This window comes from Paenibacillus sp. RRE4 (assembly GCF_031844205.1).
Taxonomy (GTDB): domain Bacteria; phylum Bacillota; class Bacilli; order Paenibacillales; family Paenibacillaceae; genus Paenibacillus; species Paenibacillus xylanexedens_B.
Genome location: NZ_JAUZUT010000008.1, coordinates 1 through 12,691, shown reverse-complemented (window position 1 = coordinate 12,691; position 12,691 = coordinate 1). Strand labels below are relative to the sequence as shown.

Sequence of the window (12,691 nt, the reverse complement as noted above, 5' to 3'; positions counted from 1 at the left end):
CTCATCGTCTTTTTGGCCTCATACGGTCGACATAAAGAACGGGCATATTGTTTATAGAGTACAGTGTTAGCGCTATAGGCAATGTGTGTTCTTCGCGGTATCCAGCGATGGATGACAGGCGCAAACTCATTTGTGCTGTTATCCGTTATTGTCATGTAGTAGAAGCCATGGACGATCAGTCCATGGCTTTTTTATGTATTTTTTACCAAACAACACGCAGCAAACTACATTTGCTGAACGGAACAGGAAGGAATTACAATTATTTATGAATAATGAAATGAACAACGTTGGAAATTTTAGCAACATGACTGAGGGTTATCGCCATCAAGTGAAATTACCAGCGGGAGAACTTACCGTATATGCTGCACAGCAACTATTCTCTTCTCTGGACTACAAAGTATTTGAGATGGCTAACAATAATTTGCAGATTCCGGATATTTCTTATATGGGTTATACTCCAGACGTACATGTCGGTGTAGGAACTTGTATTGGAACCACGGCAGTATGGGAGGCACAGGGCGGATTTGTATCACCTTCCATCGTGGGTAGTGATATCGGCTGTGGCATGCGAGTTCATCTGACCAATCTGCATAAGGATGATCTGAAAGAGGTAAAACTACGCCGCAAATTGGTTAAAGCGATCGAAAAAGTGTTACCGATGGAAGCCAGCCAGCGAGGCCATTTTTCCGATATAAGATTAGAGCATATTGTAAAAAAAGGATTACACGGACTGCCGAAAAAATATATTCCGGATAGCTATACACCGAAAAAATCGACTTCTCTGACACATGTGGAGAGCAGTAAGTTTACGTATGACGAGAATGTGCTGAATCTTGTTCCAGATATGACCTGGCACCGTTCGCATCGTCAACTGGGTACGCTGGGGGGCGGGAATCATTTTGCCGAGATTCAGGCAATTGAGATTGCTGAGGAAAATCGCGAAGTGGCCGAGGCTTGGGGGCTTTATGATGGACAGATTGCTGTTATGATTCACTCTGGTTCCCGCGCTTGGGGCGGATATGTCAGCCAGACAAGTTCGGCAGCGATTGCCAAAGTCATGCAACGGCTGGGCCTTGGAACTTCCGATCCCAGATTGGTATTTGCCCCGCTGGAGCATGCGGAAGGTCGCCATTACGTCAACATGATGTATTCCGCTTTGAATTATGCCGTAGTGAATCGCCATCTCATCGCTTATGCAATCCGGGAAGCGTTCCGGGATGTTTTCGGGTCAAAATGCGAATTTCGTACGCTGTACGACCTGATGCATAACTATGCTTGGGAGGAATCCCATGCAGAGCGCGGTTCGGTGTTTGTACACAGGAAAGGGGCAACACGGGCATTGCCTGCAGGCCACCAGGATAATCCAAAACCTTACATGGCTACAGGCCATCCTGCACTGATTCCTGGCTCGATGGGTACGGCCTCGTATATCATGGTCGGTCAGCCGGAAGGCGCAGACAACTATTATTCGATATGTCATGGTGCGGGCCGTGTAAGGTCACGTACGGCAACGAAACGTTTGGTGACGGTTGAAGATTTTGCCACGGCTCTTGGTGTAGGAACCGCGGACGAGATCGTTGTGAACCAGCGATCCTTGGAATCCATTATTGATGAATCACCTCAGGCGTATAAAAACGTCGATGAAATTATAGATAGTGTTACCGGCGCCGGACTGGCACAAGTGGTAGCCAAATGTAAACCGCTTGCCGCGGTAAAGGGAGCGAAATGATGAACGATAACGAAAAACAGATGAATCCAATGAACGAAGCAAAGGCCATCTATTCCTATGACGAACAGCATGATACACGTATCCGGGTTGAAGGGTACGCGGTCTATTCGAGACTGATTCGAGGGATTGGTGATGCGCTTCTGAAGCGTTACGGCGTTGAGTACAAGTTGTATTCAAGTTCTGATCCGAACAATGAATATTGGGAACTGCTACGGGAAGACTTGCAGAATGGAAGTGACGAGGTTGAGCTTGTCGCTCGGATATTCGAGGATCTCGAGCTTCAAACCCTGCATTATGATGATGATGGGGATGTGCCGACATACGGTGTGCATTATTCCATCCGCAACAACGTATTTGCTTATCCCAAGTGGGGCGTAGCTTTGGTGCGGGTGCCATTTTTTCGAGAAAACGGGATCTATAGTGAAGACTTTGTGTTCGCTATAGGGGATGAACAGATGAAGCATTTTTTGGGAAGTGTCAGAGAACGCGAACGTCAGCAAAATATGAAAAAAGTAACGGTATACACGGATGCCCGCAATGGCAGTGACCGGCATGTAGAGTCCATAACTCGTTCGGTGAGCCGAGAAGATGTGGTTCTATCCGCACAAATCAAACAGGATATTTTCCGCTCGCTGGATCAGTTCTTTGAAGCGGATCGTTCCTTTTACCGGGACTATGATATCCCCTACAAACGCGGTATTCTGCTGTATGGGCATCCAGGGAACGGAAAAACAACGCTGGTGAAATCGATAGCAGGCAGTATTCCTGGACCGGCAGCTTATTGGCAAATTACGGAGTACACCAACAGCGAGTCTGTGCGTGAAGTGTTTGATGCAGCCAAACGACTGGCACCGATGGTGCTGATCATTGAAGATATCGACTCGATGCCGGATGAAGTTCGTTCCTTTTTCCTGAATACATTGGATGGTGCGACATCGAAAGAAGGAATCTTCTTGATCGGCACGACCAACTATCCGGAAAAAATCGATCCAGGTCTCATGAACCGTGCCGGACGATTCGACCGGGCCTATGAGATTCCGCTGCCTGATGAAGCTTTACGTTTGCAATATTTGCGGCAACGTGGGTTTAGCGTGTTTGCAGGTGAAGAAGGAACGGTCGAAGCGGCCCGTTTGACAGACACGTTCTCGCTTGCCCAACTCGGCGAATTGTATGTAAGTGTTGCGCTGGAGTGGCATCAAAACGGACGAACCGATATTGTTCAGGTTATTCAGTCCATGCGGGGAGAACTGGACAAAAGTCACAAACATAACTGGCTTGCACAACCGGGCAAGGGTCGGGCTGGATTTTTTTGATGTGGTTGGTGCATTCTGATTCTTTGCTCTAATCCGCTGACCGGATACCACTCTGATGAACTGTAATGTTTGGAGCATTAATGGTTCTGAGCCCATAAATATAAATTCACCTTCACTGGGTATACTAACCTTGTCTCTGATAACATACAATGACTTTCGGGAGGTACATATCGCAGCCACGTGCTGATGAGATGCCGGAAACTGACACGGCCTGTTGTCATGCCCTCGCGGAACGCCTGTTTAGCAGAGAAGGAAGCATTCTGGACAATGGTAATATGCAACAATTTTTATGCCAGTTGTTTAAATGCCTCTGGAGCGGTTAATAGTAGTCAGACGCAACAACAAAAACTTAAATTAGAGGTGAATGATATGGGTTGGTTATGGTCATTAATTATCGGTGGTATCATTGGTTGGCTCGCAGGTCTGATTGTTGGTCGTGACATCCCGGGCGGTATTATTGGTAATATCGTTGCTGGTTTTATCGGTGGATGGTTAGGCGGAGTCATTCTTGGAGACATGGGTCCTGAGATGGGCGGATTCCACATTGTACCGGCATTGATTGGTGCGATTGTGCTTGTAGCGATTGTCAGCCTGATCTTCCGTTCAATGGGACGCAGCCGCGGGTAATTAGAGCGAGCGATGTTCCTGATTAAGAAGTTATGGTACAGCTGAAGGCTGTATGAACCATATGACTATGATGCTTCCAAGCAGAAGCTGAATGAAGAGGTTGATGAAGAGCCATTGCGGTGGCTTTCCATCAACCTCTTGTTGTTTTACAATGTAGGAATATGAATGCGTGCCTGAGCTAATGCTTTCATGATATTGTTTTGAACCAGAGGAGTTGAATGGAATGGAAAAAGCAACGTTTGCCGGCGGATGTTTCTGGTGTATGGTTACCCCGTTTGAGGAACAACCAGGCATCCACGGTATCGTATCAGGTTATACAGGTGGTCATGTCGAAAATCCGACCTATGAGCAGGTGAAGACTGGGGAAACAGGGCACGTGGAAGTCGTGGAGATTACATTTGATCCAGATGTATTCCCTTACGAGCGCTTATTAGAATTATACTGGCCTCAAATTGATCCTACGGATGATGGAGGACAGTTCCAGGATCGAGGATCGCAGTATCGTACCGCTATCTTTGTACACAATGAACGCCAGCGGCAACTTGCCGAGCAATCCAAACAGGAACTCGCGGCCAGTGGCCGGTTCAGTCAGCCCATCGTGACCGAGATTCGGGATGCCGTAACTTTTTACCCGGCAGAGGATTACCATCAGGACTATCACAAGAAAAACGAGAAGCATTACAAGGAAGACCGGGCGATGTCTGGAAGGGACGAATTCATTAACGAGAACTGGAAATAAAAGAAGCCGGAGAGCACCGCGAGGAGCTGTTCCGGCTTTTTCTTGACTAAAGCTAAGTCAGGTAAGAGCAACATTCATTATTTAGCCGACGACGACTTGAGTGCATACTTAGAAAGTGCCTCACCCTTCATCGAATAGATCACATCATTCATATAAGTGGAGATCCTTTCTAATGAAGGAACAGCAACACTAACGGTGTACACATGCACGTCTTCCAATGTCTGCGGGTCCAGAATATATCCTGTTTTAGCAAAATCAAGCTGGTATTGCCCGTCTTGTGTCCGGTCCACATGCATGAGCACAGGCTGAGCATCCTTGAACATACGCTCCGTCACTTTGCCTTTCATCGTGTATAACTCAAGTTTTGAGCCAGTGAGCACGGCGTACCCATTACCCGCTGTTTGAATATACGCATCCCCGGCGATTGCACGTCCCCATGCAAGCTTGCCGTCTGAACCAAATCCCATCAAGCGATTGCCGGTGGTTTCGAAGTTGGCACGCATCAGGACGGAACCATCATCCAGAATCGCCAGAGCTTCACCGCCGCCATCTCCTTGTGTATTGGCATCGGCCGGGAATTGATAGAAGGACAGACGGTTTAACGAGATGTCATAGATTTCAATTTTGGGATTGGCGGCCGGTTGCCAGAAGTTACCCGACTTGACCTGTTTGCTTGCGTCGACGACAATTCTGCTCTGAGCTGCTTTGAGCACAGTGCCTGCAATTGTTTTTTCAGTCAACAGCTTCCCCTTTTGGTCATAAAGAGAAAGGGTTGAACGTACAGAGCCATTGGCTTGTACCCCCTGGCTTGTAGCGACCAGTAGATTACCATTATCCATGAGTGAGATGTTTGCTGACGAATTCACGGTTTTTACCCAGTTGGTCTTTCCGGACGTATTAAACGAATATAATTTCTTGCTTTTATCCGAATACTCCATATACACGTAAGCCGTACCGTTGCTTGCATATACGGAGTTGGAGTAGGTCGTGTAAGGGCCACTTTTCTCATGGAAAATGGTTCTCCACTTGAGCTGACCTGTTTTGGCGTCCAGTGCTTGAAGTGAATCGAGCTGCCAGTCCAGCGTTGTTTTGCTGCTTGTTTTGGTTACGGGCTGAGAAGCGTGTACATATACCAAGTTTTTGGAAGGTACATCGTAAATGTTCTTGATCATGACGTCTTTCTCCGTATTAGCCTCATTTAACATGAGGGAGGAGGAGGTCCATGCCGGTTTAGGCAAGGATTCCGTGGACGCCGCCGCGTATCCTGTATTTGTATTCATGTTCAAGAGCAGCATGCCACTGAGCAAAAGAACAGCCCAAGTTGTGGATTTGCGTTTACGATTCGTATAAGTAGTATGCAAGTGATAAACCACCTTTCGTGTTCGGTCAAAATAACACCGATTGTAGAATTCTACCATTGATTTCTAGTGTAATTCAACCGAACACACTGTAACCTTTTAACACTCTGGATGTGATAATGCAATGTTAAAAGAGGTGAAACAGTTACAGGGAATTCATCTTCTTTAGATGACCTTTAAAGTTTGATATATTTAGGGCTGTGACTAGAGAGATACGAAGTAATAATGACGAGGAGAAACGACATGAATCGGAGTGAAAACATCATCTTATGGGTTATCGCAGGCATTGTCCTGTTGTTGCTGTTAACCTGGATGACTCGGCGGATCATTTATCGTGGGCAACGAATACGAAGTGAGGCGAATCCCCAGAAAATCACGATAAAGGATATCGATAAAATGGAGGATGGATCAGAGTTTGAATTATATCTCTACAATCTGTTCGAGCGACTCGGTTATGAGGAGGTTCACAAAACGACGAGCAGCCGGGATTTCGGTGCAGACCTCGTGTTTGTGGACAGGCTGGGCAGACGTACGGTGGTACAGGCCAAACGCTACGGTGCCAATCATCCTGTCGGTCTCGGCGCGGTACAAGAGATTTATACCTCGATGCGTTATTACGAGGCGGATCGATCCATTGTACTGACTTCTGCCCGGTACACCGAGGCTTGTCGCACGCTGGCTGCGGTGAATGAAGTAAAACTGCTGGATCGTGAGGATTTGACCGAGCTGATTGCCCTGTTTAAGTCGCGCAGGCTGGATGAAGCGATGGAACTGATCGAAGAGCATGACCACGAACCCATTGAGACGTGGCAGTCTCGGCGCAAGCGATCTTGATGTCAGACGAGCCGAAGGGACTTAAGGGTAAGGATAAAGGCAGTGTAGAGTATGGGTGCTGGAGATGGAAACGTTGCACTATTAAATGGTGACGTGGGGATAGCAAACTTGAACTATGATGAATCTATATACGACATCTAATAAAAGGAGCATTAACTCATACAAGAAAGAGTAAAATGTACCCTATAAGTTAGGCACTCTAAAAAAGGTTAGGGACTGGCACCATAGATTTGAGACAAATTAAAACACCTTCAAGAGAATGTAGCCATGTAGTAAGACATGGAGACAACCTTGGAGGTGTTTTTAATCATTTTCATACGTTCAGGAGGGGCCGAGGTGAAATAACGATGTCCTAATCACTTCGTTGGACAGACAAAATGGAAAGACAGAGCTTTGTGTTAAAATGGCCCCCGCTCTGGAACGGCCATTCTCCGTATACATTTCCGAACTGACTTACTTTACCGGTCCCATCCAGGTTGAAATCGTCTTCTGCTGGTGCGGCAACGGCGGTTTCAACTTCCCGTTATCGATCAAATGCTTCAAAATATAAGCGACCAGCCTTCCTCCCCCGGTGTTGCCTCTCACCATGTAAGCAAGCTGCGGTTCCAAATGCTTCGGCTGATTTTGCAGGAACAGGTTGAGCATTTTGTCATAGAGCTTGCTGACAGCAGGCGCATACAGAGCGGATAAATCCGGCATTGCCTTGTTCAACCGATCCAACGTTTGCGGAGAGTCAATCCAAACCGCATTAAACTTATATCCCTCCTTCGTCTTGCGGAGGTACCCTTTCTCGAGCAGGAACGAATATTGCTCAGCGTTCTCTTCGTTGTCAGGCAGTTCCCCTTGTTGGAATGCATGACAAATCTCAACATTCCGATATTCCAGGAAACGCCAATCGATCTGACGGTCACTCCAGCAAGTATTGAATTGCCACAAGTATAAAGGAGAGTCTTCGACGTAACGGATCGACGGACCGAAGGTGACGTAACTACTCATATCAAAACCCGGATCGGCATAGTGGCTCCGATTTAACGCCGCATAGGCAATATATTGACCTCCATCCTTTCGTATTGGTGCGACCGCGTCGAAGTTTTCGCCCGCTGGCATGCTCCGCAAAGATTGCTCCTCGATGTTCTTGGGCAGCAAGGTCCAGAGCAGGAAGTTATAGTCGCCGTCCGGAACGTACACTCCGCTATCCTCGACTTGACGGCGAACTTCCATTAACGCGTCAAAATGGACATCGGCCACTTCGGCAGCGCAATCTTGCCAATATCGATGACCGGCTACGGCCAATTCGAAGAGGTCCCAGATGATGGTGTTGCTTTGATATGTGCCGGGAGAGGTTTGGATGAGAAAATTGTAATCAGCCAGGTGCCGCACTTCGTCTTCCAACAAAGACGGCGGCATACCCAGTTCCTCCGCGATTTGATGTACGGTCCGCGCCTTGTGATAAGCCGCGTAAACGATATTTTGCGCCAAGGCGCGTCCAAGAAAATCGTTGGTTTCGCCCAAACTGCCGGCCAAACCCGAATGGCCCATTTCCCCCATGCTGACCGGATTGACACTTAAATTTCCTGTTGTACGCATACGTTTCATCCCTTTCCGTAACTTCTTTTTAGCCTCGCTCAAATGCCACTTCACCGTGCCGACAGGAATGTTCAGAGCAATCGCGATATCACCGATTTTAAGCTCGTCGTAGTAATGCATGACCACGATCCGGCGATGAATGTCGGACAGAAACGCGATTTCTCGGCGCAGCTCGCGTGAAGCTTCGGTTGCCAGCAGCCGGTCAAGCGGCTCCCGGGAAGGGGCGGCAGACAGTTCGGACATACCGTTGATTTCGATGACTTGGGGCGCGTGCGCGCGCTTTTTCAACCAATTCACCCAAGTGTATCGAGCAACCGTCCAGACGTAAGCATCAAGGCTCCTAATGTCCCGCACCCCGGAGAAGGATTTCAACAACTGCAGCATAATCTCCTGAGCCAGATCCTCCGCCTCGGCCCGATGCTTGACCCGGTTTAACGCAAAACCGAAAATCGGTTTGACATAAACCCGAATTGCTTCCGCGGCTTCTTCTCTGTTTTTAATAATTAAATCCATTTTTTCCTCCATATTTGCATCTGTAATTCCTGACAATTATATAGTGTGCCAGGAGAATTAAAGGTTGGGATTATTTTTGATAACATTGGACGTCCTACTGGATCACTCATTAATATGTAATTATAAACACAATAAATCGCTCGCTTAAATGGTTAAAGAGACGTTATGATTTTTTTGTTAAACAGGTTTAAGATTACTTTAGATGTACAGGCCTCACTTTTAGTATATAAAGATACTTCTTTTCCGTTCAACTACGGAAGGATACGAACGAGGAGCAGGAGCCGAAGTTCTTCTTTGGGTACCTGGGGTACTCCTTCGTCCCCTAGTTACTAGGAGTGGTCTCGATTGTAAACGGATGTTTACATGGCTTCGGGTTGCATGCACCTTCACTTGCATCGTTACACGTGATATATTGAACGTATACCAACTGAAGGAGTGTGTTCATCATTATGGCACGTACACAGACACAAAAAGCACTGCGCAAAGCATCACGGTCAGGACAATGGACTCCGGAACAAAGCCGCAGAGTGAATGGAGATTATGGGGCATTATCGCAACATGTTCGACTGACACCAACCAAGCAGGAAAAATTACAAAAGGTCAAACACAAGAAGCAGATCATCCAGGATGGTGGTGCTTCTTTTTATTTTGTCTTCGTGCGGATTAGGCCAAGAAAAGATGGTGAATGAATGGAAGGAGACATAGGAAAATAAAAAAGGAGAAGCAATGAAGCTCCTCCCTAAATGCAAAACAAGATTAAACTTATGATTGAACGAGATGAGGTACCTCTACGTTTGGATCCACATCGGCCTCATAATCGACGCCATCGGTTTCGAAACCAAACAGTTGGAAGAACTCACGACGGTAACCTTCAAGATCGGACAGGTCATAGATGTTCTCGGTCGTCAACTCGTTCCAGATCTTCGCCACTTCCTCCTGTACGTCTGCTCTCATCTCCCAATCATCGATGCGAATGCGTCCTTGCTCATCTGTTGGCACTTCACCGCCAGCGTACAGACGATCCGCAAACAGCCGTTGCAGTTGTTCGATGCATCCTTCATGCAGTCCTTTTTCCTTCATCACTTTGTACAAAGCGGAAATATACAGTGGCACAACTGGAATGGCCGAGCTGGATTGGGTGACCAGTGCTTTGGCTACGGTAACGTAAGCACGTCCGCCTGTTGCGCTCAGACGCTCATGCATTTTGCGCGCCGTTGCTTCCAGATGATCTTTCGCTTGACCAATGGAGCCTTCACGATAAATGGCGTGTGTCAGCTCAGGGCCGATGTAAGAGAAGGCAATCGTTGTTGCATTGTCTGCGAGTACGCCGCCTTGTTGCAATGCATCCATCCACAGTTCCCAGTCTTCGCCGCCCATGACGTTAACCGTCTGACGAATCTCTTCTTCTGTCGCTGTTTCGAGAGTCACTGAAGTGATTTCGCCTGTATGGAAATTGACGGTTTTGTTGGTATACGCTTGTCCAATCGGCTTTAGCACGGAGTTGAACACTTCACCTGTATTTGGATCGGTACGGCGTGCCGAAGCAACGCTGTATACGACCAGATCCACTTGACCCAATTCGCTACGGATCAGCTCAACAGCTTTATCACGGGTTTCATTAGCAAAAGCATCACCGGTGATGCTGTAGGATTTCAGGCCTGCTGCATCCGCAGCCTTCTCAAATGCCGCAGAGTTATACCATCCAGCAGATGCAGTCCTTTTATCCGTAGAGCTGGATGGGCGGTAGATACCAATTGTATTGGCGCCTGCTCCAAAAGCGGAAACGATGCGCGAAGCCAGTCCGTAACCCGTAGACGCGCCGATAACGAGCACGTTCCGGGGCCCCTGAATCTCTGGCTGGGATTTTACGTAATCAATCTGCTCCTGCACTTGTGCCGCACAGCCCACAGGATGGGAAGTTGTACAAATAAAACCACGTGTTCTTGGTTTAATAATCATTATTGTGGCACCCTTTCGTGTTCAATTCATGTTTAACATTGGATCGATTCATCGTGTTTTTTGCATACATTGTACGTGTACATCCTCCCTATTGTAAAACAATTACGTTCGAAACGGAAACCGTTTTGTCAAATTTACGAGAAGGATAGTATGGGGTGGTCATTCGGCTTTTATTTTGGGATGATTAGTTTAATAATCATGAGAATGATGAAGTGGATGAGTGAGGCCGGATTCGCTATAATCAACAGTTAGGTTTGATAGCAAAAAGGAATCGCACCGATGAGATGTAATTTCGCTATAGAGAAAGAGTAGACCTTCATAATGAAAGGATAGACCTGTTATGCTGAAAGAACGGATCGAGTTTTTGAGCAAACGAAAACAAATCTCACGTAAAGACCTCGTAGAAGGTCTGGTTACACAAGCGCATTTCGCAAACATCCTGGCAGAGCGTTATCCACTGCCGGAGGACTTGGCCGAGAGTATTGCTGAGCGCTTGGGTGTAAGCTCCTCCTATCTTTTGCGGACAGCAGGGCAGGATGAACAGACACTTGCGCGGGCAGAAGCGATCTTTGTACAGATGTCAGTGCCAGCCTCGGCGATCCCGGAGGAAACGGTACATGCACTGGAGGATCGGGATGATTCACTTACGGTGGAACTGACGACTGCTTTAATGAAGGCAGTGTACTATCAACAGTTAAATGACGCAGCTGCGCATGAATATATACATACCTCGTATCTGAATTTTTATTTGGAGAAGTATGGCCGCCCGGATGACGTGCAGCTACCGGGGCCGCTTACGAAAGCTTTGCTATTTTACAAAATCCAATATTACCGATCCAAGCAGGCGTTTGTGGATGTGCTTACTCATGTGACAAGACTGAGCGCCCTGACGGAGCCAGGAAGCGAGCTATGGCTGTCGATCCAGAATATTCAGATGGAGGCATATACCCATACCCGGCAGTACGAGGATGCGAAGCGCACATTTGAGCAGACCATGAAACATGTGTATGACCAGCGGTTGTTCCATCGTTTGTCTGGTCTGTATGTGGCATACAGCGGATATTGCTTTACGATGGGACTGTTACAGGAAGCTTTGTCCGCATTATCGATGGCTGAAGCGAATCTGGTCTACGCCGGAAATCAGGGAGATTTGGTGACAGCCATTGCGAACAATCGAATTGTCATGTTGACGATGTCTGGGGAGTTGGATCAGGCACAGACCGAGATTGAGCGTTTCGAAAAGCTGCTTGAGGCAGAAACGAAGGAGACACAGCAGGCGATGAAGCCGTTGCTTTTGGTGTATCGCTGTGAGGTTGCCTCTGCTCGGAAAAGCTGGGGCATGTTGGCGCAAAGTGTGGATCAATTGTTAAGTTGTGCCGTCACAGAGGATCAGCGAATGAATGCGGTTTTTTACCAAAGTCAGCTGGCGCTGGCGCACGGGGAGCAGGACACATTTCTAACTCAAGCTCAGGCTTGTTTGCCGTATTTTGAGTCTGTACAGCAGTCGCTGCGTTTGGAATCTCTATATGAAGGGTTGGCAGTGGTGAGTGAGGATCAGCGGCGGTACAAAGAGGCGGCAGGTTATTATCGCAAGCTGGTGTATTTGTTGCGGAGAACGAAGTAACAGTTAGAGGGTAAGGCTGGTTGGCGGCATGTAAGGTAAGGTAGATGGATTGAAGTTTGGATGGAGGGGAAGCAGTACAGGCATGAGGTGACCGGTTAAGGAAGATCAGGGGGTAGAAGGATAAGATAGAACAGATAGAGTAGCTCTGGAACGTATTGTGTATCGTAAGTATCAGACCGCTGGCTAGATGTAGTAATGTAAAAGGATATAGACTGTAGCAGGACAAGGTGAGGCAATGAGACAGGACAGGGTAAAACAAGATAAAGCTCTAGCTAGAGCTAGAGTAAGAGTAAGACAAGCAAGATTGTGTAAGCTAGAATAAGATGAGACAGGACAGGGTACCCCAGCGAGATTTATTTTCTAACGATCACCAGCAACGCTATTTCGGCGAATTTCAGCATTTTGATG

10 protein-coding genes are annotated in these 12,691 nt (G+C 47.4%); 7 read left to right on the top strand and 3 right to left on the bottom strand.

The annotated features are described in order from the left end of the window. Positions 1-277 precede the first annotated feature (277 nt). The 4 genes from Q9R46_RS23735 (at position 278) to msrA (ending at position 4,408) form a co-directional block, all read left to right on the top strand. Entirely contained in the window at positions 278-1,729 is a 1,452-nt protein-coding gene (locus Q9R46_RS23735; RefSeq protein WP_483874826.1) for an RtcB family protein, read from the top strand. Continuing rightward, positions 1,729-3,042: an AAA family ATPase gene (locus tag Q9R46_RS23730; protein ID WP_397386413.1), complete on the top strand. Its 1,314-nt coding sequence runs from the start codon at positions 1,729-1,731 to the stop codon at positions 3,040-3,042. Before Q9R46_RS23735 ends, Q9R46_RS23730 begins: the two co-directional genes overlap by 1 nt. Before the next feature lie 369 nt (positions 3,043-3,411). After that, positions 3,412-3,669, top strand: a complete 258-nt coding sequence (locus tag Q9R46_RS23725; RefSeq protein WP_090915436.1) for a GlsB/YeaQ/YmgE family stress response membrane protein — start codon at positions 3,412-3,414, stop codon at positions 3,667-3,669. Between the two features lie 223 nt (positions 3,670-3,892). Beyond that, positions 3,893-4,408, top strand: a complete 516-nt coding sequence (gene msrA / locus Q9R46_RS23720) for a peptide-methionine (S)-S-oxide reductase MsrA (RefSeq protein WP_311282036.1) — start codon at positions 3,893-3,895, stop codon at positions 4,406-4,408. A 77-nt stretch (positions 4,409-4,485) separates the two neighbouring features. Here the strand turns inward: msrA and Q9R46_RS23715 are convergent, their stop codons facing one another. After that, positions 4,486-5,769, bottom strand: coding sequence for an outer membrane protein assembly factor BamB family protein (locus tag Q9R46_RS23715; protein WP_311282035.1), 1,284 nt, complete (start codon positions 5,767-5,769; stop codon positions 4,486-4,488). Between the two features lie 240 nt (positions 5,770-6,009). Here Q9R46_RS23715 and Q9R46_RS23710 point away from each other — a divergent pair, with 240 nt between their 5' ends. After that, the gene (locus Q9R46_RS23710) at positions 6,010-6,600 is read left to right on the top strand and encodes a restriction endonuclease (protein WP_145332619.1); all 591 of its coding nucleotides are present in this window, start codon (positions 6,010-6,012) and stop codon (positions 6,598-6,600) included. Between the two features lie 453 nt (positions 6,601-7,053). Here Q9R46_RS23710 and Q9R46_RS23705 read toward each other — a convergent pair whose 3' ends face one another. Beyond that, the gene (locus Q9R46_RS23705; RefSeq protein WP_311282034.1) at positions 7,054-8,700 is read right to left on the bottom strand and encodes an RNA polymerase sigma factor; all 1,647 of its coding nucleotides are present in this window, start codon (positions 8,698-8,700) and stop codon (positions 7,054-7,056) included. Positions 8,701-9,149: 449 nt separating this feature from the next. On the opposite strand from Q9R46_RS23705, the gene Q9R46_RS23700 reads away from it, so the two are divergent. Next, on the top strand, positions 9,150-9,389 hold the full coding sequence (locus Q9R46_RS23700; protein WP_145332617.1) for a hypothetical protein: 240 nt from the start codon (positions 9,150-9,152) through the stop codon (positions 9,387-9,389). A 73-nt stretch (positions 9,390-9,462) separates the two neighbouring features. Here Q9R46_RS23700 and fabV read toward each other — a convergent pair whose 3' ends face one another. Then, entirely contained in the window at positions 9,463-10,659 is a 1,197-nt protein-coding gene (gene fabV / locus Q9R46_RS23695; protein ID WP_145332616.1) for an enoyl-ACP reductase FabV, read from the bottom strand. 340 nt (positions 10,660-10,999) lie between these two features. On the opposite strand from fabV, the gene Q9R46_RS23690 reads away from it, so the two are divergent. After that, on the top strand, positions 11,000-12,283 hold the full coding sequence (locus Q9R46_RS23690; RefSeq protein ID WP_311282033.1) for an XRE family transcriptional regulator: 1,284 nt from the start codon (positions 11,000-11,002) through the stop codon (positions 12,281-12,283). Positions 12,284-12,691: the final 408 nt, after the last annotated feature.

Bases quoted from the DNA above. Each gene is read 5' to 3' on its own strand.
- Q9R46_RS23710 (WP_145332619.1), top strand. From the start codon at position 6,010: ATGAATCGGAGTGAAAACATCATCTTATGGGTTATCGCAGGCATTGTC.
- Q9R46_RS23735 (WP_483874826.1), top strand. From the start codon at position 278: ATGAACAACGTTGGAAATTTTAGCAACATGACTGAGGGTTATCGCCAT.
- Q9R46_RS23700 (WP_145332617.1), top strand. From the start codon at position 9,150: ATGGCACGTACACAGACACAAAAAGCACTGCGCAAAGCATCACGGTCA.
- Q9R46_RS23725 (WP_090915436.1), top strand. From the start codon at position 3,412: ATGGGTTGGTTATGGTCATTAATTATCGGTGGTATCATTGGTTGGCTC.
- Q9R46_RS23705 (WP_311282034.1), bottom strand. From the start codon at position 8,700: ATGGATTTAATTATTAAAAACAGAGAAGAAGCCGCGGAAGCAATTCGG.
- msrA (WP_311282036.1), top strand. From the start codon at position 3,893: ATGGAAAAAGCAACGTTTGCCGGCGGATGTTTCTGGTGTATGGTTACC.
- Q9R46_RS23690 (WP_311282033.1), top strand. From the start codon at position 11,000: ATGCTGAAAGAACGGATCGAGTTTTTGAGCAAACGAAAACAAATCTCA.
- Q9R46_RS23730 (WP_397386413.1), top strand. From the start codon at position 1,729: ATGAACGATAACGAAAAACAGATGAATCCAATGAACGAAGCAAAGGCC.
- fabV (WP_145332616.1), bottom strand. From the start codon at position 10,659: ATGATTATTAAACCAAGAACACGTGGTTTTATTTGTACAACTTCCCAT.